The organism is Nisaea sp., from assembly GCF_040217065.1.
Lineage (GTDB): Bacteria > Pseudomonadota > Alphaproteobacteria > Thalassobaculales > Thalassobaculaceae > Nisaea.
Genome location: NZ_JAVJNX010000003.1, coordinates 19,011 through 40,747 on the forward strand (window position 1 = coordinate 19,011; position 21,737 = coordinate 40,747).

General features: G+C 62.0%; 22 protein-coding genes. 10 read left to right on the top strand and 12 right to left on the bottom strand.

Annotated features, from left to right (window positions below):
* The first annotated feature begins 54 nt into the window (after nucleotides 1–54).
* The 3 genes from RH950_RS01080 to RH950_RS01090 all read left to right on the top strand — a co-directional run bounded on the left by RH950_RS01080 (nucleotide 55) and on the right by RH950_RS01090 (nucleotide 1,513).
* Entirely contained in the window at nucleotides 55–825 is a 771-nt protein-coding gene (locus RH950_RS01080; protein WP_350052832.1) for an N-formylglutamate amidohydrolase, read from the top strand.
* Nucleotides 826–864: 39 nt separating this feature from the next.
* Nucleotides 865–1,188, top strand: a complete 324-nt coding sequence (locus tag RH950_RS01085) for a DUF1244 domain-containing protein (protein WP_350052834.1) — start codon at nucleotides 865–867, stop codon at nucleotides 1,186–1,188.
* Between the two features lie 79 nt (nucleotides 1,189–1,267).
* The gene (locus RH950_RS01090; protein WP_350052835.1) at nucleotides 1,268–1,513 is read left to right on the top strand and encodes a DUF2312 domain-containing protein; all 246 of its coding nucleotides are present in this window, start codon (nucleotides 1,268–1,270) and stop codon (nucleotides 1,511–1,513) included.
* Nucleotides 1,514–1,516: 3 nt separating this feature from the next.
* On the opposite strand, the gene RH950_RS01095 is transcribed toward RH950_RS01090, so the two are convergent.
* Both RH950_RS01095 and RH950_RS01100 read right to left on the bottom strand, forming a co-directional pair.
* The gene (locus RH950_RS01095) at nucleotides 1,517–1,999 is read right to left on the bottom strand and encodes a PAS domain-containing protein (protein ID WP_350052836.1); all 483 of its coding nucleotides are present in this window, start codon (nucleotides 1,997–1,999) and stop codon (nucleotides 1,517–1,519) included.
* Nucleotides 2,000–2,125: 126 nt separating this feature from the next.
* On the bottom strand, nucleotides 2,126–3,268 hold the full coding sequence (locus RH950_RS01100; protein WP_350052997.1) for an alpha-D-ribose 1-methylphosphonate 5-triphosphate diphosphatase: 1,143 nt from the start codon (nucleotides 3,266–3,268) through the stop codon (nucleotides 2,126–2,128).
* A 102-nt stretch (nucleotides 3,269–3,370) separates the two neighbouring features.
* Here RH950_RS01100 and RH950_RS01105 point away from each other — a divergent pair, with 102 nt between their 5' ends.
* Nucleotides 3,371–4,114 carry a DUF1045 domain-containing protein gene (locus RH950_RS01105; RefSeq protein ID WP_350052837.1) on the top strand — a complete coding sequence of 248 codons (744 nt, stop codon included), beginning with the start codon at nucleotides 3,371–3,373 and terminating at the stop codon, nucleotides 4,112–4,114.
* Between the two features lie 4 nt (nucleotides 4,115–4,118).
* On the opposite strand, the gene hisC is transcribed toward RH950_RS01105, so the two are convergent.
* Nucleotides 4,119–5,249: a histidinol-phosphate transaminase gene (gene hisC / locus RH950_RS01110; RefSeq protein ID WP_350052839.1), complete on the bottom strand. Its 1,131-nt coding sequence runs from the start codon at nucleotides 5,247–5,249 to the stop codon at nucleotides 4,119–4,121.
* Between the two features lie 107 nt (nucleotides 5,250–5,356).
* Nucleotides 5,357–5,854, bottom strand: coding sequence for a manganese-binding transcriptional regulator MntR (mntR, locus tag RH950_RS01115; RefSeq protein WP_350052841.1), 498 nt, complete (start codon nucleotides 5,852–5,854; stop codon nucleotides 5,357–5,359).
* A 166-nt stretch (nucleotides 5,855–6,020) separates the two neighbouring features.
* Here mntR and RH950_RS01120 point away from each other — a divergent pair, with 166 nt between their 5' ends.
* From RH950_RS01120 to RH950_RS01135, 4 genes are read left to right on the top strand one after another with little or no spacing between them, the layout of a single operon-like run.
* On the top strand, nucleotides 6,021–6,935 hold the full coding sequence (locus RH950_RS01120; protein ID WP_350052843.1) for a metal ABC transporter substrate-binding protein: 915 nt from the start codon (nucleotides 6,021–6,023) through the stop codon (nucleotides 6,933–6,935).
* A 16-nt stretch (nucleotides 6,936–6,951) separates the two neighbouring features.
* The gene (locus RH950_RS01125; RefSeq protein WP_350052845.1) at nucleotides 6,952–7,875 is read left to right on the top strand and encodes a manganese/iron ABC transporter ATP-binding protein; all 924 of its coding nucleotides are present in this window, start codon (nucleotides 6,952–6,954) and stop codon (nucleotides 7,873–7,875) included.
* Nucleotides 7,872–8,756, top strand: a complete 885-nt coding sequence (locus tag RH950_RS01130) for a metal ABC transporter permease (protein WP_350052847.1) — start codon at nucleotides 7,872–7,874, stop codon at nucleotides 8,754–8,756. The genes RH950_RS01125 and RH950_RS01130 overlap by 4 nt, the downstream gene beginning before the upstream one ends.
* On the top strand, nucleotides 8,756–9,613 hold the full coding sequence (locus tag RH950_RS01135) for a metal ABC transporter permease (protein ID WP_350052849.1): 858 nt from the start codon (nucleotides 8,756–8,758) through the stop codon (nucleotides 9,611–9,613). Before RH950_RS01130 ends, RH950_RS01135 begins: the two co-directional genes overlap by 1 nt.
* A 52-nt stretch (nucleotides 9,614–9,665) precedes the next feature.
* On the opposite strand, the gene RH950_RS01140 is transcribed toward RH950_RS01135, so the two are convergent.
* The 8 genes from RH950_RS01140 to RH950_RS01175 all read right to left on the bottom strand — a co-directional run bounded on the left by RH950_RS01140 (nucleotide 9,666) and on the right by RH950_RS01175 (nucleotide 18,373).
* Nucleotides 9,666–9,866: a hypothetical protein gene (locus RH950_RS01140; RefSeq protein ID WP_350052851.1), complete on the bottom strand. Its 201-nt coding sequence runs from the start codon at nucleotides 9,864–9,866 to the stop codon at nucleotides 9,666–9,668.
* Between the two features lie 166 nt (nucleotides 9,867–10,032).
* Nucleotides 10,033–11,109 (bottom strand): NAD-dependent epimerase/dehydratase family protein, encoded by a 1,077-nt coding sequence (locus RH950_RS01145; RefSeq protein WP_350052853.1) that lies wholly within the window; start codon nucleotides 11,107–11,109, stop codon nucleotides 10,033–10,035.
* Between the two features lie 32 nt (nucleotides 11,110–11,141).
* On the bottom strand, nucleotides 11,142–11,570 hold the full coding sequence (locus tag RH950_RS01150; RefSeq protein ID WP_350052855.1) for an iron-sulfur cluster assembly scaffold protein: 429 nt from the start codon (nucleotides 11,568–11,570) through the stop codon (nucleotides 11,142–11,144).
* Nucleotides 11,571–11,580: 10 nt separating this feature from the next.
* Nucleotides 11,581–12,030: a SufE family protein gene (locus tag RH950_RS01155; protein WP_350052857.1), complete on the bottom strand. Its 450-nt coding sequence runs from the start codon at nucleotides 12,028–12,030 to the stop codon at nucleotides 11,581–11,583.
* Nucleotides 12,031–12,109: 79 nt separating this feature from the next.
* Nucleotides 12,110–13,165, bottom strand: coding sequence for a nucleotidyltransferase family protein (locus RH950_RS01160; protein WP_350052859.1), 1,056 nt, complete (start codon nucleotides 13,163–13,165; stop codon nucleotides 12,110–12,112).
* A gap of 68 nt (nucleotides 13,166–13,233) precedes the next feature.
* Nucleotides 13,234–14,226, bottom strand: a complete 993-nt coding sequence (gene meaB / locus RH950_RS01165; RefSeq protein ID WP_350052861.1) for a methylmalonyl Co-A mutase-associated GTPase MeaB — start codon at nucleotides 14,224–14,226, stop codon at nucleotides 13,234–13,236.
* Nucleotides 14,227–14,294: 68 nt separating this feature from the next.
* Complete coding sequence (gene scpA / locus RH950_RS01170; RefSeq protein ID WP_350052863.1) at nucleotides 14,295–16,451, bottom strand: methylmalonyl-CoA mutase; 2,157 nt, start codon at nucleotides 16,449–16,451, stop codon at nucleotides 14,295–14,297.
* Nucleotides 16,448–18,373 carry a methylmalonyl-CoA mutase family protein gene (locus RH950_RS01175; protein ID WP_350052865.1) on the bottom strand — a complete coding sequence of 642 codons (1,926 nt, stop codon included), beginning with the start codon at nucleotides 18,371–18,373 and terminating at the stop codon, nucleotides 16,448–16,450. Before RH950_RS01175 ends, scpA begins: the two co-directional genes overlap by 4 nt.
* 190 nt (nucleotides 18,374–18,563) lie before the next feature.
* Here RH950_RS01175 and RH950_RS01180 point away from each other — a divergent pair, with 190 nt between their 5' ends.
* Both RH950_RS01180 and RH950_RS01185 read left to right on the top strand, forming a co-directional pair.
* The gene (locus RH950_RS01180) at nucleotides 18,564–20,042 is read left to right on the top strand and encodes an ArnT family glycosyltransferase (protein WP_350052867.1); all 1,479 of its coding nucleotides are present in this window, start codon (nucleotides 18,564–18,566) and stop codon (nucleotides 20,040–20,042) included.
* Nucleotides 20,043–20,163: 121 nt separating this feature from the next.
* The gene (locus RH950_RS01185) at nucleotides 20,164–21,699 is read left to right on the top strand and encodes a PfkB family carbohydrate kinase (RefSeq protein WP_350052869.1); all 1,536 of its coding nucleotides are present in this window, start codon (nucleotides 20,164–20,166) and stop codon (nucleotides 21,697–21,699) included.
* The last annotated feature ends 38 nt before the right edge of the window (nucleotides 21,700–21,737 follow it).

Consider the following 21,737-nt stretch of genomic DNA (forward strand, 5'->3'; position numbering starts at 1 on the left):
ACGCAGCAAAGGAGCTAGATCGCAGCGACAAGTATTTTCCCGCTCCGGATTATCATGACCGCCATCCTGACTGACAGGGACCCTTGCGCCTTCGGCGAACGCAATTCCGATGGTCGCTCGCCTCTCCTCTTCATCTCGGATCATCACCGGAATCGTGTCCCGGCGTCGCTGAATAATCTGGGCCTGTTGGAAGAAGAACTGGCGCGCCATATCGGCTACGACATCGGCATTGCGTGGATTGCGGAGTATCTTTCCGACCGGTTCGGTGCGCCGCTCGTCCACACGAACCATTCCCGTCTGGTGATCGACTGCAACCGGGTACCGGGAACGCCCGATGCCTCCCCGGCCATTGCGGACGGTACGCGGGTTCCCGGGAATGAGAACCTAAGCGAGGCCGAGCTGGACTCTCGCCGGACCGAACTTTTCGAGCCGTACCATGCCGCCATCCGCGCCCGCATGGACGTGATGGAGGCGGATGGCCGCAAGCCGGTAGTCGTCGCCTTGCATAGCTTCACCCCGATGATGAAGGATCGCGGCACACCGCGCCCGTGGGAAATTGGCATCATCTGGAACGAGGACGACCGTCTCGCTCGGCTGGTAATAGAGACCTTGCGCCAAAACGAGCATCTGACCATCGGCGACAACGAGCCCTATTCGGGTCGTGACGGCGGTTTCTCGCTCTATGCCCACCCCGAGGCACGCGGCCACCCCCATATCGGAGTCGAGTTCCGTCAGGACCTTGTCGCCTCCGAAGAAGACGCGCACAAATGGGCAGAGGATTTCGGAAACGCACTGGAAATTGCGGTTTCGTCGCTTACTGTTTGAGAAGAAGACGGAATCGTCAGGATCGAGGGAGAAGACATCATGGGTAATCCGGCAGACAAATTCGACGACCAGACGCGGCTGGAGCTGGAAGCTGCGGCCTTCCGCCGCTTGCTGGCGCATCTGGACGAGCGCAAGGACGTACAGAATATCGACCTGATGAACCTCGCCGGGTTCTGCCGCAACTGCCTGTCGAAATGGTATCTGGCGGAAGCCGAGTCCCGGGACCTGGAGCTCGATTACGGCGCGGCCCGCGAAATCGTCTATGGCATGCCCTATGACGAGTGGAAGGCGAAGCACCAGTCAGAGGCCAGCGGCGAGCAGAAGAAGGCCTTCGACGCCGAGATGGCGAAACAAAATCACTGAAGCCCGCGACGGCGCTTGATGGCATCAGGCGGCGCGACTATTGTCCGGGCGATTTTCCTTCAAATGACGAGGCTATTTCATGACCGAAGTCGGCGGTATTGCTGCGGATCAGCTTGTTTCCTACATTGAGCGGATCGAGCGGCTCGAAGAAGAAAAAGCGGCTCTTGCGGCGGACATCAAGGACGTCTTCGCCGAAGCCAAGGGCACCGGCTTCGACGTCAAGACGATGCGTCAGATCCTGAAACTCCGGAAGCTCGACAAGGACGACCTGCAGGAGCAGGAGCACCTGCTTGAGCTCTACAAGCGCGCCATCGGCCTCGAATAGACTTCAATTCAGAACAGCATGATATCCGAGGATACGGCTGACCTCTTTTCCGTCCTCGGATATCGGCACAAACACGACCTCCAGATCTATCTGGGCCAGTTTCAGCGTCCGCGCTTTGCGCCAGATACCGTGCACCGGCTTCTTTGACGCGACACAAAGTGTCAATGCATCCAGCAGGGCTTCCCTGTTTTCCGGCGGGCAGTCAACCTGCGACACAACTTGCCGCGTCACCAGGCCATAAAGCTTTGCAAGTCCGGTTCCGATCAGGCTGAACTGAAAACTGACGCCGTCATCGATCGCCTTGATCATGGCAATACCCGGCAGGAATTCGAACAGGTCGAGCGGATCGACCTCCGCCCGCCGCGGAGCGATCCTGCCATCGCAGAGATTTTCCCATTGGGCAACCAGACGCCCAATCGCAGGATTTTCGAAAACGGAAGTATCGTCGATCACCCTGTTACGCCTTGTGGTGTCCTCTAACGTCACTTTTTCACCATTTTATAGTAATTTAAGTTTATAAAAATTATTTCCCCAATAGCGCGCACGATAGCGGCGATGCAGCGGATGGCCAAGGCTGCATTCGGCAAAAACGTACCGGTATGAAAATCGCGGTCAGATCCAGTCAGACACGAGCACCGGTTTTCCACCGCAGAAAGTCGTCCTGACCTCCGCCAGTCCCCCGGCCGGCGGTGCGATCAGCAGAATGTCGGCGCGCTTGCCGGCAGCGATCTCGCCGCGATCATCCAGCCCTGCAGCACGCGCAGGGTTTCGTGAAACGAGGCTCCAAGCATCTTCCAGTGGCGCATCGCCGGCGGCCGCAAGAATGAACGGCGCCTGGGGCAGGGCTGGATAGTAGTAATCCGACACCAGCGTGCTGCACCGGCCGGCCCGGACCTCGTCGGCGGCCCGGATTCCGCCGTCCTTCATGTGACTGCCGCCGCGCAGCACGTTCGGTGCGCCGAAAATTGCCGTGTTGCCGAGCTTGCGGCTTTCCTCGGCCGCATCCAGAGTCAGCGGGAATTCGGCGATACCGCAGCCCAGCGCATTGAAATGCCGGCGCTCGTCCGGTGTCCGATCATCGTGGGACGCCATCGGGATGCCATTGGCCTTGGCGATTTCCGCAAGCCTGCCCACGGTCGGCGCAACCTCATCCGTCCTGGCATCCAGCCCCCGCACCAGGGCGAGAAAAGCGTCCTCGGAGAGGCCCGTCCGGCCGGTATAGGTACCCAACGGCTCGCCCCGGTCCGCCTTGCGCAGGATCGGCGCCATATGCTCGTTGAAGGCCAGCAGGTCGACCCGGCCGCACTGCATCCAGTCGACCACCTCGTCCGCGACATCCAGATTGTAAAGCTCATAGCGCAGGTGAAAGCGGGAATCGGCGAGCAGTCGCGGCCGGGTCTCTTCAAGCCCGTCGAGAATTGCGATCACCGTGTCCCGGCCGCGCAGACCCGGCTCCCAGGAATAGGTCACGGCGTGATAGGCCGTGGTGATGCCGTTCGAGATCAGTTGCCGATCGGTATCGGCAAATGCCACCTGCATCGGGAAATGCACGCCGGGCCGCGGCATGATCTGCCGTTCGAAGGCATCACCGTGCAGATCGACAATACCCGGCAGAAGCAGCAGGCCAGCCGCCTCGACAATCCGGTCGCGGGGCCCTGCATCAACGCCGACCGCCGCAATTGTCTCGCCCTCGATCCGGACACTCGTCTCAACGAGCCCCTCGCCCGGGACCAGAACCCGCGCCCCCTGAATCACCGCCCCCAACGCACTTCTCCAAACACCTGCACCATGTCATAAGAGGCCGACTATACACGGTCGGCCTGACAGCAAGATGACCCTTTCGGAGCCAATCAGATCATGATCAGCAGCTCACCCCGGTTCCCGGCTTTCGGCCCGGCCACAAATCCGGAGGGCCCGCGTTATGCGATCTATTTCGCGCCGGATAGCGACACCCTGCTGCACCGATTTGGCTCGAGCTGGCTTGGCCGTGACGCAGTAAGCGGCACCACGCTGGAGCAGCCGACGCTCGGTACCATCGACGCCAATCGGCAGGCCGAGTTGACGGCGACGGCGAACAATTACGGCTTTCACGCAACGCTGAAGCCGCCTTTCCACCTGAGAGACGGCAGCACGGCAGAGCAATTGCTCGAAGAGGCCGCGGCCTTCGCCTCCGGGCGTGCCCCCTTCCAGATCCGGCTCGTGGCCCGGGATCTCTCCGGCTTCCTGGCGCTGATGCAGAAGGAAAGCAAGGCGGAGATGCGGGAACTTGCCGCCGACTGCGTCCGCCATTTCGATCCGATGCGGGCACTCCCCGGTGAAGCCGAGCTTGAAAAGCGGCGCGCAAGCGGCCTGTCGGCTCAGCAGGAAGAAATGCTGCAGCGCTGGGGCTATCCCTATGTGATGGGAGAGTTCCGCTTCCACATGACCCTGACAAAACGGATCAAGGATGACAGCGAGCGTGACGCCCTGATGCAGGAAATCCTGAAGCACGGCACCGAAGCGCTGGCAACATCGGTCACGGTGGACGCCATCTCGGTCTTCCACCAGGAAAACAAGACGGCGCCCTTCACCCGTCTCGGACGCTTCGCCTTCGCTGGCTGACCGGTTAACCGGCCAGAACCTCTTTCAAGGCTGCCAGGAAGCCGTCCGTATCCTGGTCGCTGCCAACGGTGACCCGGATATAATTCTCGTATCCCGGATGCATCAGGCGTCCGATCATGACACCCTTCTCCAGAAGCGCCGCCACGATGTCCGCCGCCGGCCGATCCATCTTCGCCGTGACGAAGTTCGCCACTGTCGGAAACGGCTCCGCACCAAGCGCCGTCAGGCCCGCGACCAGGCGTTCCCGCTCGATCCGGGTCTTTTCCAGCAGCATATGGCGGTGCTCCCTGTCACCCCACGCCGCCAGCGCTCCCGCCTGGGCGACCGCGTTGACGTTGAACACGCTGCGCACCTTCTGGAAGGCCATGGCAATCTCGTCGGATCCGGCCAGGATATATCCGACCCGGATACCGGCCAGGCCATAGGCCTTCGAGAAGGTACGGAACACGGCCCAGGGGCCGGCGCGCTTCGCCATCACCTTCAGATGATCCGTGCTGCCGGCATGGATGCCGAATTCGTAATAGGCCTCGTCCAGCACCAGCAGCGCCGTGTCCGGAATGCCGAGGGCAAGCCGCTCGACCTCTTCCGAGGTCAGCACATTGCCGGTCGGATTGTTCGGGGAGGCCGCAAACACAAGCCGCGTGCGATCCGTCGCGGCGGCGATCATCGCATCGACATCGTTGCTGCCGTCGGCCTTCAGCGGCACTGTCACCAGCGTGCCGCCATTGACGGCGGCGGTGCTGTTGTAGCTCGGGAAGGACGGCATCGGCACCAGCACCTCGTCGCCGGGCGAGACCGACAGCCGGCCGGCGGAAACAATCGCCTCGTCGCTGCCATTGCCCATGACGATCCGGTGTTGCGGAATGCCGGTCTCTTCCGAGATTGCCGCCGTCAGCGCACGCCATTGCGGGTCCGGATAGCGGTTCACCCCGGTGCAGGCCTCCTGCATCGCCGCAATGGCCTTCGGCGACGGCCGGATCGGGGATTCGTTCAGATTCATCCGCCGGATGACCAGATCCGGATGTGCCTTCGCCACGTCAGCCTCCGTCGTCGGGCGCCCCGGGTCCGGCAGCAGCCGCAACGACGGTTTCGGAATTGTCGGCTCATCGGAGTTATCGGCGGAAAACACGGCCATCGGATGGCTCCCGGACATCAATCGGATTGAATCAGGAGCAGGCGCGCTCCGGAAAGGACGCCTGATCCTATGGTCAATCCTGCGGCCCGTACAGACGGATTTGCAGTCTAGCTTTCGCCTGAACCGGACGTCCGTTTCAGGCTTTCTGTCGCCCGGGCGAGACAGTCCAAGGTCTGCGCCGAAAGATGATGCTCCAACCCCTCCGCATCCGCTTCCGCGATATCAGCCGGGACGCCGATGGTGTGCAGGAAGTCGAGCACGAGGTAATGCCTCTGGCGCGCATGCTCGGCAACCGCCCGGCCCTTGTCCGTCAGGAAGATCGCGCGATAGGGCTTGCTTTCGACATAGCCGTCCTTCTGCAAGCGCTGGATCGTGTTGTTCACGGTCGGCCGGCTGACACCGAGAAGGGTCGCCAGATCAACCAGACGGGCCTCGCCGTTGGTCTCGATCAGGTCCGCGATCAGTTCGACATAATCCTCGGCAATCTCGACACTGTGATCGCGCCGGATCCGCTCGAACAGCGCCGCGCGCTTGTCTGAATCCTGCAAGTCGATGACCGGAGTGTCCCGGTCTTCCGCCATCTTGCTGTCGCGACTTCTGCCCAACGATCAGATCCTTCACCCGATTGAATTCGACAATCAAACTTAGTATAGGCTAAAATTCTATTGACCCACTAACAAAATGAGCCGTATCTGACATGTGACTATCGTAGCACGTACCGCCTGAATAGCCTGTTCTATCCCTCCCGCTGCCCATAGGAGCGATCAACGAATGAATATCGGCAAACGTCTTCTGGCACTGGCCGCCGTCTGCGCCGTTCTGTTTTCAGGAGTGACGCTCGGCGCCCCCGCATCGGCCAAAATGAAAGTGGTCACCACCTTTACCGTCTTGGCCGACATGGCAGCGAACGTCGCCGGGGACGCGGCCGACGTCGTGTCGATCACCAAGCCGGGCGCGGAAATTCACGGCTATGAGCCGACGCCGCAGGACATCGTCCGGGCCAGCGGCGCGGATCTGGTGCTCTGGAACGGGATGAATCTGGAGCTCTGGTTCGAGCAGTTCCTGTCCCATCTCGGCGACAAGCCGGCTGCCATCCTGACCGACGGCATCGTGCCGATCCCGATCGCAACAGGCGCCTATGAGGGCAAGCCGAACCCGCATGCCTGGATGGGGTTGAACAACGCACTCATCTATATCGACAACATCGCGAGAACCTTCTCCGAACAGGATCCGGCCAACGCGGTAATCTACGAAGCGAACGCCGCTGCCTACAAGGACAGGCTGCGCGCCACCATCGAGCCGCTCAGGGCCAGGATCGCCACCATCCCGGAATCCGCCCGCTGGCTGGTGACCTGCGAGGGCGCTTTCAGCTACCTTGCCCGGGATTTCGGCCTGAAAGAGCTCTATCTCTGGCCGATGAACGCCGATCAGATGGGCACACCGCAACAGGTCCGCAAAGTCATCGACGGGGTGCGCACGCACCAGATCCCGGTTGTGTTCTGCGAGAGCACGGTAAACACCGCGCCGGCCAAGCAGGTCGCGCGGGAAACCGGGGCCCGGTATGGCGGCGTTCTCTATGTCGACTCTCTGAGCGAGCCCGACGGGCCGGTGCCGACCTATCTCGACCTTCTGACGGTGACCGCCAGGACCGTCGCGGACGGCCTCACCGCCGGCACCGCAAACTGACCCCCGGATCATCCCCATGCTCGCCCGCACAGACCCGACGACCAGACCCGACACAGACAGCGACAACAGCAGCGGCATTCTTGTCCGCGACGTGACCGTGACCTATCGCAATGGTCATACCGCCCTTTACGATGCCGGTTTCGAGATCCCGCGCGGCACTGTAACCGCGCTCGTCGGGGTCAACGGCGCCGGCAAGTCGACCATTTTCAAGGCAATCATGGGCTTCGTGCCCACGGCCAGGGGTGAAATCTGGTTGCTCGGGCGCAGTGTCAAGGAAGCCATGCGCGAGAGCCTGGTGGCCTATGTGCCGCAATCCGAGGAGGTCGACTGGGCCTTTCCGGTCCTGGTCGAGGATGTGGTGATGATGGGTCGCTACGGGCATATGGGTTTCCTGCGACGACCCTCGGCAGCTGATCGCACCGCGGTGGAGAAGGCGCTGGCGCGGGTCAACATGCTGGATTACCGCAAGCGCCAGATCGGCGAGCTTTCCGGCGGTCAGCGCAAGCGCGTGTTCCTTGCCCGCGCCCTAGCCCAGGACGGCCAGGTCATCCTGCTGGACGAGCCATTCACCGGTGTAGACGTGAAGACAGAGGATCAGATCGTGGAGCTTCTGCGGGAGCTGCGGGACGAGGGCCGGGTGATGCTGGTCTCGACCCACAATCTCGGGTCGGTTCCGGAATTTTGCGACCGCACCGTGCTGGTGAAAGGCACCGTGCTGGCCTACGGGCCGACCGAGACGACCTTCACCCGGAAGAATCTGGAGCGGGCCTTCGGCGGCGTGCTGCGCCATTTTACCCTCGGCGGCGAAGTGATGCACGAGGATGGAGATCCACGCGAAGTCACCATCTTCACCGACGACGAGCGGCCTTTCGTGCATTTCGGCGAGCTGCCTGAGCGTGGCCCCGACAGCGGCGCCGGGCCGGACGGAAACAAGCCGTGATCGCGTCTCTCCTCGAACCCTTTTCCTACGGCTACATGACCAACGCCATGTGGGTCTCCGCCCTGGTCGGCGGGGTCTGTGCCTTTCTGTCTTCCTATCTGATGCTGAAGGGCTGGTCGCTGATCGGCGACGCGCTGTCCCATTCCGTCGTACCGGGCGTGGCCGGCGCCTATATGCTCGGCTTGCCTTTCGCCCTCGGCGCCTTCATCGCGGGTGGGCTGGCGGCCGGTGCCATGCTGTTCCTGTCCGAGCGCTCGGGCCTGAAGATCGACGTCATCATCGGCCTGATCTTCACCTCCTTCTTCGGCCTCGGCCTGTTCATGGTCTCGATCAATCCGATGGCGGTCAGCATCCAGACCATCACCATGGGCAATATCCTCGCCATTACGCCGGAGGACACGCTGCAGCTCGCCCTGATCGGGTTCATCTCGCTGGCCGTGCTGCTGGCCAAGTGGAAGGACCTGATGGTGACCTTCTTCGACGAGAACCATGCCCGCTCCATCGGGTTGCGGCCCGGCCTGCTGAAGGCCGTGTTCTTCGTCCTGCTTTCCGCCTCCGTGGTCGCCGCGATGCAGACGGTCGGCGCCTTTCTGGTGATCGCCATGGTCGTCACGCCCGGTGCGACCGCCTATCTGCTCTGCGACCGGTTCCCGCGGCTGATCATGACCTCCGTCGCCATCGGCGCCCTGACCAGCTTCGTCGGCGCCTATGCCAGCTATTTCCTGGACGGCGCCACCGGTGGCATCATTGTCACCCTGCAGACCCTGATCTTCCTGCTCGTCTTCGTCCTCGCCCCGAAACACGGCCTGCTGGCGGCAAGACGCAAGGCCGCGCAAGCGCTGCACCGGGGAAGCGGCCGGCCGGCGGGAGACCCCGTCTGATGGATCTGTCCCTCGACACCCTGCTGATGCCCTTCCGGTTCGGCTTCATGCTGAACGCCTTCTACATCTCGCTGCTGGTCGCAGTACCGACGGCGCTGCTCTCCTGTTTTCTCGTGCTGAAGGGCTGGGCCCTGATGGGGGATGCGGTCAGCCACGCCGTCCTGCCGGGCATCGTGCTGGCCTATATTCTCGGCTGGCCGCTGATCATCGGCGCCTTCTTCGCCGGGATGACCTGCGCGCTCGCCACCGGCTATCTCTCGCACAACAGCCGGGTGAAGCAGGACACGGTGATGGGCGTGGTGTTCTCCGGCATGTTCGGGATCGGCATCGTGCTCTATGTCTCGATCAAGACGAACGTGCATCTCGACCATATCCTGTTCGGCAACATGCTTGGGGTCGATGCGGGCGAGCTCTGGACCGCCGGTCTGATCTCGCTGGCCGTTTCCGGCGCGATCGCCCTGAAATGGAAGGACCTGCTGCTGCACGCCTTCGATCCGGCACAGGCGCAGGCCATCGGCTTGCCGGTCTCCTGGCTGCATTACGGATTGCTGGCGGCGCTGTCCCTCACCATCGTCGCCACGCTCTCCGCCGCCGGTCTGATCCTCGCCATCGGGCTGCTGATCTCTCCCGGCGCCATCGCCTTCCTGCTGGTGCGCCGGTTCGGCGCCATGCTGATTGTGGCGATCGCCGTCTGCATGCTCTCCATGCTGCTCGGCACCTATCTCAGCTTCTTCATCGACAGCGCGCCGGCGCCAACCATCATCCTGATCCTGAGCGGGCTGTTCGTGATCGCGTTCGTACGGAAAATGATACTGACCCGCCGGGCATCGCTTAAGCGGGACGAAATCGCGGCATAAAAGCAAAAAGGACGCCCGAAAGCGCCCTTTTCAAATCCTGCTTGCGCCCGGCTCAGTCGAGCCAGTCGGCAATCACGTAAGGCGCGCGATCCCCCGGGATTTCCGGGTGATGATGACGATAAACCGCAACGGCTGAGTTGAAGCAAATCTGCTCCTTCTGCCCCAGCATCTTCATTTGGGTATAGGCGGTCACCACGGCACTGTAACAGGCGTCCGTCGGCCCGCAGCCCAGCTTGTCGTCACATGAACTCATGATCTGTTCCAACAACAACCATCGTCCGAATACACCGGCAGGATATGATTTCGCCCTTGGAACGCAAGAAAAATCTTTTTGCTTTCAACAAACTAGAACGATTCTAAGAATCAATCTGTGAAGTTCACATACGGATAGAGACCTAAAATGGTCTTATTTCAATGCATTATACTGCAGGCACCAAACGCGCCCGCTGTCCGTCGATCACCTGCTCCATAATGCCCTGCATATCGTGTCGCAGGCTCCAGTCCGGGTAATGGGTCTTGAACTTGGAGATATCGCCGATCCACCAGATATGGTCGCCCACGCGATTCTCCTCAGAATAAGACCAGTTGAAGGCCTTGCCGGAGATATCCTCGGCTATGGCGATAGCCTCCAGCATGGAGCAGTTCGCCTGCCTGCCACCGCCGATATTATAGACCTCACCCGCGCGCGGGGCCTGGAAGAAGTGCCAGAAGGCATTCACCAGATCGTGGGAATGGATATTGTCCCGGACCTGCTTGCCCTTGTAGCCGAACACCGTATACGCCCGTCCCGTGAGGGCGCATTTGGCGAGATAGGCAAGGAAGCCGTGCAGCTCTGCCCCAGAATGGCCCGGGCCGGTCAGGCAGCCGCCGCGGAAGATGCCGGTCTTCAGACCGAAATAGCGGCCATATTCCTGCACCATCACGTCAGCGGCCACTTTCGAGGCGCCGAACAGGGAATGCAGGGTGGCATCTATGCTCATGCTCTCGTCGATGCCCTCGGCATGAAAGGCATGTGACGGATCAATTTCCCAGCGGGTCTCCTGCTCGACCAGCGGCAGCCGGTTCGGCGTATCGCCATAGACCTTGTTCGTGCTGGTAAAGATGAAAGCCGCCTCGGGGCAATGCCTGCGGGTGAGTTCGAGCAGGTTCAGCGTGCCGTTGGCATTCACGGTGAAATCCGTGATCGGCTCCCGCGCCGCCCAGTCATGGGACGGCTGCGCAGCCGTATGCAGCACCAGGGCAATGTCGGAGCCGTATTCCCGGAATACTGGCTCCAGTGCGTCCAGCGCGCGGATATCAACCGTGAAATGCCGGTACTGGCCCTTCAGGCCTGTCTCGAGCTGCGCCCGGCTCCAGTCCGTGCTGGCCTCCACGCCGAAGAAATAGGCCCGCATGTCATTGTCGATACCGACGACATCAAGACCTTTGTCGGCCAGAAAGCGGACGGCTTCGGCGCCGATCAGGCCGGCCGAACCGGTTACGAGTGCAATCGCCATATCTCATCCAAGCGTACCGCAGATGGCGCGGTTCATGATTTCGTGTTCAGGGCCCGGACCGAGGCTTCCAGCGCCAGCAACATCGAGCTGTGCCGGTTGCTCAAGGACCGCGCCGACTGCAATAAGCCAAGCTCGGCGAAATTTCCACCGGGAACCGGGCCGTCCTGCTTCAGCATGGCGCGCATTTCGTCGCGGGCCTGTTCGACCTCGTCCGGCGTACGGCCGACAATTGCACGGGCCACGATGGATGCAGCAGCGGAACCGAGCGCACAGGCGTCGACCTTCTGCGCATAGTCGACGATCCGGCCGTCCTCAAGTTTCAGATAGACGCTGATTTCACTGCCGCAGGCCCTGCTGACCGCTTCACCCTTGTGGGTCGCGTCAGGCAGCTTGCCGAGTCGGGGAATATCCGCCGCGTAGGCGAGGATCTTTTCCTGATAGATCGCGTCGATACCACTCACGGGGACGCCCTTATCCACCGACGGCGGCGCGCGCCTCGGCCTTGATCTTGTCCAGCATGGCGCCGAGTCCGTTCTTGCGTGTCGGGCTCAGATGCTCCTCGAGACCGACTTCACGAATGAAATCCGGTTCGGTCGCCAGGATTTCCTCGGCGGTCCGATTGCTGTAGATGCGCAGGATGATGGCGATCAGGCCGGAGACGATGGCCGCATCGCTGATAGCCCTGAAAACCAGGCGGTCTCCATGCCGTTCCCCGACCAGCCAGACCTGACTCTGACAGCCTTTCAACTTGAACTCGTCGCGCTTGAATTCCGGGTCCAGCGGCGGCAGCTTACGCCCGAGGTCGATCAGGTACTGGTAGCGGTCCATCCAGTCGTCGAAGAAGGCGAATTCGGAAATCAGCTCTTCCTGTTCCTCTGTGATGGACCGTTCCGGAGCCGGCATGTCGGTCTCAGCAACCATGTCTCTTCCTGTGTTTTCAATCCGGTTCCGACTTGGCGCGGAACCGGCGCAATGTCAACGCCGCGGCACGAGATAGCCACTATTTACCGGAAAAGATCTGCGGAAAATCCTGCTCCGCCAGGTCGAGATCCTGATGCTGGCCGATATCACGCCAATATTCCCGGATCGGGAAGGCGCTGACCGTCTCGCCGGCTTCGACCATCCGCGAGAACAGATCCGGCATGTCGAGCACAGCGCCCGGCTCGATCCGGTCCAGCACGCTGGGTTCCAGAACGTAAATCCCCGCGCTGATGAAAAAGCTGTGAGTCGGTTTCTCACGGATCGCGACCAGCCGGTCACCGTCGAGTTCCACGACGCCATATGGGATATCGAAGCCTTTTTCGAATACTGCCATGGTTGCGGCGGCACCGCTTTCCCTGTGGAAATCCAGCATGTGACGGAAGTTGATGGAAGTCAGAATGTCACCGTTCATGACAAAGAACGGTGCTTCGGGGCGATTCGGCATCAATGACAGGGAACCAGCCGTACCAAGAGCATCCGTTTCCCTCAGATAGGCGATTTCTGCACCGAAACGGTAGCCGTTGCCAAAATGCGCCTCGATGGCCTCCGCCCGGTAATTCACGGAAAATGCAAAGCGGTAGAACCCCTGGTCGACGAAGGACTGGACCAGAGTCTCGAGCAACGGGCGGCCGCCAACCGGCAGCATCGGCTTCGGCACCGTTTCCGTCAGCGGGCGAAGCCGCTTGCCGAGACCGCCGGCCATCAAGACCACCATGTTCTTCAGCCTGTCGGCTGCGACGAAGGTATCGATCGTCCGCAGGGCGACAATGCGCCCCTCGCCATCGACGATGGGGACCTGATGGATCACCTCGCGGCGCATCAGGGCCTGAATTTCCTCGTCGGAGGCATCCACCGAAACAAGTTTCGGATTCCGGTTCATGATTCTCTCGACTGTATCGTCGAGAGTCACGCCAGCCAGCAGGCCGCGCCGGACATCGCCGTCGGTTACCACACCGATCACACACCGCTGGTCGTCCACGATAATGGCCAGTTGGGACGAGCCGGCGTCGATTTGCGTCAACGCCTCCCGCACGAGTGCATCCGGCGGCAGCAGCAGGGAATGGAGTGTGGACATCAATTATTAGCCTCTCTGGCGAAGCCCGGAACAATAGAGACCAGACCGCGTTCAGGAAATCGAATTCACTACAGGGTCAGGGCGGGCCGTTCCAGGCCGAATGCCTGTAGCAACCTGTCGGCAGCAGCACTCGCGGTCTGCCGGTTTTCCGCCACGTCGGCTTCAAGGTCAGCCACCAGTACCCGCACGGCATCATCCTCCTCGAAACGCGCCATCAGCCGTTCCCGAATCATGGCCCACATCCAGCGCACCTGCTGGTCCTGACGCTTCTTCTGGAATTCGCCGCTGGCGCTGAGCGCCTCCCGGTGCCGGGCGATCTCGGCGAGGATATCGTCCAGTCCCTCCTTGCTGAGCGCGCTGCAGGTCGCGACTGGAGGCTGCCAGTTCGGGCTGGAGGGAGTCATGATCTCCAGCGCCCGGCGGTATTCCGAAGCCGCACGCCGGGCCCGCGACTTGGTCTCGCCGTCCGCCTTGTTGACCGCGATCATGTCCGCGATCTCCAGCACACCCTTCTTGATTCCCTGCAATTCGTCCCCCGCCCCCGGCAGCATCAGGACGAGGAAGAAGTCCACCATTTCGGCAACCACGGTCTCCGACTGGCCGACCCCCACCGTCTCGACAAGCACATGGTCGAACCCGGCCGCCTCGCAGATCACCATGGTTTCCCGCGTCGCCCGCGTGACACCGCCAAGCGTGCCGGCGGATGGACTCGGCCGGATATAGGCATCGGGATCGCGCCCGAGTTCCTGCATGCGGGTCTTGTCACCAAGAATCGATCCGCCGGTGCGGCTGCTCGACGGGTCCACCGCGAGCACCGCGACCTTGTGCCCGGAGGCGGTCAGCATCTTGCCGAACGCCTCGATGAAAGTGCTTTTGCCAACGCCGGGAACGCCGGTGATGCCGATCCGCCTTGCCTCCCCGGAAAACGGCAAGAGCGCCTGCAATACCGCATGCGCCTGACTCCGGTGTGCGGGATTGCGGCTTTCGATCAGGGTGATCGCCCGCGCAAGGACCGCGCGGTCCCCGGCACGAACGCCGGAGACGTAATCGTCGGTGCTCATCTGGCGCCGCTTTGGCGCGGCACCGTGCTGCTGAGAGATCATTTATGCCACGCGGACTGGATAATGACTCACGCCGCCTCGACGGAATGGCCAAGCACTTCGCCGATCTTGGCGATCAGATCGATTGCGGCGTCGCTGATGACGGTGCCTGGCGGGAAGATCGCCTTGGCGCCGGCAGCATAGAGCGCGTCGTAATCCTGCGGCGGGACCACGCCGCCGACGACGATCAGGATATCCTCGCGCCCGAGCTTTTCCAGCTCCGCCTTCAGGGCCGGAACCAGCGTCAGGTGCCCGGCCGCGAGCGAACTGGCGCCGATCACATGCACATCGTTCTCCACCGCCTGCCGCGCCGCCTCTTCCGGAGTCTGGAACAGCGGGCCGATATCGACATCGAAACCAAGATCGGCGAAGGCAGAGGCGATCACCTTCTGGCCCCGGTCGTGCCCGTCCTGGCCCATCTTGGCAATCAGGATACGCGGGCGCCGGCCTTCGACCGCTTCGAAGACGTTCACTGCCTGCAGCACCCGTTCCAGGGATTCGGCACCCTTGCCGACTTCACTCGCATATACACCTGACACGGTCTTCACCTCCGCGACATGCCGCCCATAGACTTTTTCAAGCGCGTCGGAAATCTCGCCGACGGTCGCCCTGGCCCGCGCCGCATCCACGGCAAGCTCAAGCAGGTTGCCATCGCCAGAGCCGGCGGATTCGGTCAAACGGTCCAGCATGCGCCTTGTTTCACCTTCGTCCCGCTCGGCGCGCAGCCGCTCCAGCTTCTCGAGTTGCTGCCGCCGGACAGACTGGTTGTCGACCCGCAGCACCTCGACATTGTCCAGCTCGTCCGTGCGGTATTTGTTCACGCCGACGATGGTCTGCCGGCCGCTGTCGATCCGCGCCTGGGTCCGGGCGGCGGCTTCCTCGATCCGCATCTTCGGGATGCCGGCCTCGATCGCCTTCGCCATGCCCCCGAAGCTCTCGACTTCCTCGATATGCGCCCAGGCCCGCTGCGCCAGATCGTGGGTCAGCCGCTCGACATAATAGCTGCCGCCCCAGGGATCGATGACGTTGCAGGTGCCGGTCTCCTGCTGGATCAGAAGCTGGGTATTGCGAGCGATACGGGCGGAGAAATCCGTCGGCAGGGCCAGCGCCTCGTCCAGCGCGTTGGTGTGCAGGGACTGGGTGTGGCCGTGCGTGGCGGCCAGCGCCTCCACACAGGTCCGCACGGCGTTGTTGAAAACATCCTGGGCCGTCAGGGACCAGCCCGAGGTCTGGCAATGCGTCCGCAGGCTGAGGCTCTTCGGGCTCTTCGGGTCGAACTGTTTCATTAGCCGGGCCCAGAGCAGGCGCGCGGCACGCATCTTGGCGACTTCCATGAAGAAGTTCATGCCGATGGCCCAGAAGAAGGACAGCCGCGGCGCAAAGGCATCGATATCGAGCCCGGCTTCCATCCCGGCGCGGGCATATTGCACCCCGTCCGCCAGCGTGTAGGCCAGCTCCAGGTCGGCCGTCGCGCCCGCTTCCTGCATGTGATAGCCGGAGATGCTGATCGAGTTGAAACGCGGCATCCTCGTCGAGCTGTAGGCAAAAATATCGGAAATGATCCGCATCGAGGACGATGGAGGATAGATGTAGGTGTTCCGGACCATGAACTCCTTCAGAATGTCGTTCTGAATGGTGCCGCTGAGCTTCTCCGGTGGGACGCCCTGTTCTTCCGCTGCAAGAATGTAGAGCGCCAGGACCGGCAGCACGGCGCCGTTCATGGTCATCGACACGCTCATCTGGTCGAGCGGAATACCATCGAAGAGCTGGCGCATATCGAGGATCGAGTCGATCGCGACCCCAGCCATGCCGACATCGCCGACAACGCGCGGATGGTCGCTGTCGTAGCCCCGGTGCGTGGCCAGATCGAAGGCCACCGAAAGCCCCTTCTGACCGGCCGCCAGATTGCGCCGATAGAAGGCGTTCGACTGCTCGGCCGTCGAAAATCCCGCATACTGCCGAACCGTCCATGGCTTGTTCACATACATGGTCGGATAGGGTCCGCGCAGAAACGGCGGCAGGCCCGGCCAAGTCTTCAGGAAGTCGAGGCCTTCGATATCCTCCGCCGTATAGAGCGGCTTAACCTCAATACGCTCCGGGGTCTCCCAGACAGAGCCACCCGCAGCGGATCCGCCCGTCAAGGGTCTACCGAGAGAGACTTTCGAGAAATCGGGTATTGCGCTCATTGTTCGATCACTCCCAGTCCGGCAGCCAGATCGCGAAGGGTGGCGAGGGTCTGGTCGCCGACATAGATGAAACCGTCGATCCCCGCTGCCCGCCAGGCATCTTCATCTTCGCCGGGGCGCCCCGCCAGCAGAACGCGCTCCGCGCCGGACCTTTTAAGGGCTTCGGCAGTTTCAATCGCAGCCTCGCCATAGATTTTATCAGAGGAGCAGAGAACCGCAAAACGGCAGCCGCTCTTTTTGAATGCGGCTCCGGCATCACTGCCGCCAGTTTCCGCCGGAACGCTTTCGATACCGCCCGCCGCGAAATAGTTTTGGGCGAAGGTCCCCCGCGCCGTGTAGTCCGCCGGTGTGCCGAGATTGACCTGGAAGATCCGGGGACGTGCTCCTGACGTCTCAAGCGCCGCGTCGCTCGCGGCCCGCAGGGCCTCAAACCCCTCGCCGAGCGCGTGCCGGGCCAGCGGCGCCATCTCCACACCGGCCTCGGCACGATCCGGCAGAGCATCCTGACCAAGGGCCGCGCGCAGCGCCTCCCGGTCACAGACAAGCCCCGTCACCGTTTCCTCATTCAGGTTCGGGAAGGTGCTGACGCCCGTGACCTCGTCCTTGCGCCGGGCGAGATTCCGTTCCCGCTCGGCCCAGCCATCGGCAACCATCGCAGCAACTCGACCGGAGGCAAGCGCAGCCGCCATCCCGCCATCGGTTTCGATGGATTGCAGGATGTCCCAGGCCCGGACAGCATATTCCTCACTTAATGTTTCCACATACCAGGACCCGCCCGCCGGATCGGTCACCCGGTGCAACCCGGACTCTTCCATCAGGATGATCTGGGTATTGCGGGCAATGCGGCGGGCGAACCCATCTGGCAGCCCGACCGCGTGGTCGTAGGGCAGCACCGTCAGGCTGTCCGCGCCGCCGACACCGGCGGCAAAGGTGGAAACCGTGGCGCGCAGCATGTTGACCCAGACATCCCGTCCGGCAATGGCCCGTTCCGCCGTCACCACATGCAGGCTCATCGGTGCTTCTAAGGGATCGGCGCCGGACGCTTCCAGAACCCGGGCCCAGAGTCGCCGCGCCGCGCGCAGCTTTGCGATGCCCTGAAAGACATCGACGCCGAGCGCAAAGGTGAATTCGATCTGGCGCGCGGCCACTGCGACCTCCAGACCAGCCGCTGTCAGTGCCCGCAGATAGGCAATGCCCGTCGCCATCGCGAAGCCCAGATCCTGCACCTCGTTGGCGCCGGCTTCGTAATAGGGAGCGGTATCCACCGCGACGGACCGAACCTTCGGATGGCTGGCGGCGGTTTTACGCGCGATGCCCGCCATTTCGACGACAGCATCGTCTATCGACTTCGGCAACCAGCCGTCCCGGGCCAGCGTGGCAAGCGGATCGATCCGGTAGCTGCCGGAGACCTCACCGGCATCGCAGTTTCGGCGGTGCCAGAGGTCCTGCAGCATGGCCGCAAGCACCGGCGCGAAAGGACCGGCATCAAGGGCCACCGGCGCCATGTTCAGGTGCACGCCGTCGAGAGCCTTGTCCAGATCGTCAGTCGAACCGACAACCAGACCATCCACGCCCGGACGATCAATTCGCAGCAGAACCGACGTGGCGCCGCGCTCGAGATCCTGTCTGGCAGCCTTGGCAACCTCCGCCGGATCGCCATGCGCCTGCATCTGCCGCACGTCCCAACCGGTCTCCGTGCGATCACCTCCCGGAACCGGAACCGTCCTGCCGTCAGGCGCATCCATGCCGGTATAGATCGGCTGCAGTTTCAGACCTTCGTACGTCTGACGGGTCAGCACCTTGTCGAAGGACGCGCCTTTCAGGACCGCCTCTACGGCACTCATCCAGGCTTCGCGAGACGTTTCGGGAAATTCCTCCGCGAGCGTCATCAAGGTTTTTTCATCCAGGGTCTTCATCGCCATGGCCGCCTCTTTGTCACGCTATCGCGTTTGTCCTACTGGGTTGCGAGAGCTTCGGCAAGAAACTCCGGCGGCGGGTTCGGGCCGTCTGATCGAGGTCAATTTACCGGCCAGCACCGATTCGCGATTGTTTCGGCGGCGCGCCTCGGCTAAGGCGGGGCATCTCCGGCGAGAACAGAAAGCGCTTCATCGCATGCCGACCGCACCTGAAGGCAATGATCGCCCCTATTTCCTCTGGCTGCTATACGCCGTCGCCGCGCTGACGGTGCTGCGGCTCGGCATCCTTGCCGGCAGCGGGCTCGGCCTGCATGGGGACGAGGCGCAATACTGGTCCTGGAGCCGCGATCTTGAATGGGGCTACTACACCAAGCCCCCGCTGATCGCCTTCATCATCGCCGGTGCACAATCGCTCTGCGGCGATACAACAGCCTGCATCCGCGCGCCGTCGCCCCTGCTGCATGCGGGGACCGCTCTGGCCATCTACGGCATTGCCGAAACCCTGACCGGCAGCAGGAGAGCCGGCTTCTGGTCCGGGCTGAGTTTCGCCACGCTGCCTGCCGTCTCACTCTCCAGCCTGCTGATTTCAACCGACGTGCCGCTGCTGTTTCTCTGGGCAATCGCCCTGCTGGCCTTCGTGCGCAGCCTGAAAAGCGCTGCGCCGGGCTGGCCGCTGCTGCTCGGCCTCGCCCTCGGTGCCGGATTCCTCGCCAAGTACGCCATGGCCTATTTCATCCTCGGTCTGGTCCTGTTCACGCTGATCACGCCTGCACACCGGTCCTGGCTGACAAGCCGGAAGCCGCTGATCGCGCTCGTCATCATGCTGGCCGTGTTCGCGCCGAACCTGATCTGGAATTTCGAGTCCGGCTGGGTCACCTTCACGCACGTCAAGGACAATACCAATCTCAAGGGCGACCTGTTCCATTTCGGCAAGATGCTGGAATTCGTCGGCAGCCAGGCTGGGGTCTTCGGACCGGTGCTTTTCCTCGCCCTGCTCTGGCGCCTCGCCGTGCTGCGCCGGGACCCGGCAGCACAAACCGAAAAACTGCTGCTGAGCTTCTGTCTGCCGGTGTTGCTGATCATCAGCGGCCAGTCCTTCCTCAGCCGGGCGAACGCCAACTGGGCTGCGACCGCCTATGTCGCGGCCACGGTTTTGGTCGTGTCCTGGCTGCTCCGGCGCAACCGCCTGAAACTGGTCGCTACCGGTATCGGCATCAATCTCGCGGCGGCGGCCGTGCTGGGTTTCTTCTTCCTCGATCTGCCGGGAATCACTGTTCCCCTGAAGAATGACCCGCTGCGCCGGCTCCGCGCCTGGGACCAGATCGCGGACCAGCTGCGGCCAGTCCTGGCGGCGCATCCCGACGCCGTCTGGCTGACCGAAGACCGCAAGACCATGGCATCCCTGCTCTATGCCCTGCGGGATCTGGAGCGACGGCCGAAGATGTGGGACTATGACGGCCATCCGGACCACCATTACGAGCTGACGGAACGCTACCTGCCACAATCGGGGGAGACCGTGCTGCTGGTGGCGAAATGGGATACTCCGTTTCCGATACTGGAGCGGTTCGGCGACGTCCAACGGCTCTCCCCCGTGGAGGTGGCAACCGCTCCGGATCACGTCCGACGCCTTAGTCTGTTCCTGCTGAGCGCCCCGCTGAAACAGCCTCCGTCCTAGACCAGAAACCGGCTCCGCTACGCCCAACCGGGAACACGCGTTCAACGCTCAATTTGTTTTTCCCGGCACGCGATGAAACTGTGATACGCTTCACCCGTCTTTAAACAGTTGAATCAAGCAGATGCAGCCGTCAGCGAGAGATAAGATCAAACCTATCTCGGAACTCTCTGAGATAGCAGAAAAAATCCGATCTTCAGGCAAAAAGATTGCGCATGCCCACGGCACTTTCGATCTGCTGCATATGGGGCATGTCCGGCACCTCGAGCAGGCCCGTCGAGAAGGCGACGTGCTGATTGTGACCGTCACTGCCGACGAGCATGTTCACAAGGGGCCGGGCCGTCCGGTCTTTACCGATCAACTGCGCGCCGAAATGCTCGCCGCCCTTGAATATGTCAGCTGGGTCGGGGTGAATCACGACGTGTCGGCGGAGGAGGTGATCCACGCGATCAAGCCGGATGCCTATATCAAGGGCTCCGACTATGTCGATGCGGAGCAGGACATCACCGGCAAGATTGTCGATGAACGCAACGCCGTGGAAAGCCATGGCGGGCGGCTTGTCTTCACCAGCGACATCACCTTCAGCTCGAGCGAGCTGATCAACAGGCATATTGATGTCTTCGAGCCGGAAGTGCGTGACTACCTGGACAAGGTCCGGCAGACGGTCGGGTTGCAGCAGCTGCTGGACCTGATCGAGAGCATCAAGGATATGCGCATCCTGATCATTGGCGACACGATCCTCGACGAGTACCAGTATGTTTCGCCGTCTGGACAACCCTCCAAAGAAAACATCATGTCCACGCGTTATCAGGACATCGAGCTGTTTGCGGGTGGCGTGATTGCGGCAGCCAATCACGTGGCCAGTTTTTGCAGGCAGGTCGATATCATCACCTGTCTCGGCGAGGATGACCCGCGAGAGAATTTTATCAAGAAGCAGTGCCACGAGAATGTGAACGTCATCCCGGTCTACCGGCCGAATGCGCCGACGACGCGGAAGGTGCGTTTCGTCGACAACAGCTATCTGCGCAAGCTGTTCGAGGTTCAGTTCATCGAAGACTCGCCCTTGCCGCCGGACGCACTGGAGATCCTGCACGGCAAGATCGCCGAGCTCGCGCCGCACTATGACGTGGTCATGGCCGCCGATTTCGGGCACGGGCTGATCAGTGGAAGCACCATCAATCTGATCTGCGAGAGGGCACCATTCCTGGCGATAAACGCCCAGACCAACAGCGCCAACAGGGGCTACAACCTGGTCACAAAATATCCGCGCGCAGACTATCTCTGCATTGATGCGCCGGAGGCCCGGCTGGCTGTCGGTGATCGCTTCACGGATCTTGGCAACATCGCGCGGGACGTGCTGCCGAAACGGATCGATTGTGACCGGATGATCCTGACACATGGCCGCCATGGTTGTGTCGCCTACGATGCCGGCAATCCCGTGACACAGATCCCGGCCTTTACCCGCCGCATCGTCGATACCATGGGCGCCGGCGATGCATTTTTCTCGATAACGTCTCCCTTGGCGAAAGTTGGAACGGATATTGCTAACATAGGTCTGATAGGAAACATCGCCGGCGCCATCAAAGTCGGCATTGTCGGACACCGTGATTCAGTGAGTAAAGTCAGTGTAGTCAAGGCTTTGACCGCACTTTTGAAGTAGCAACCCCGCAGCGGCGCAGGGACATGGCCGCGGGCGGA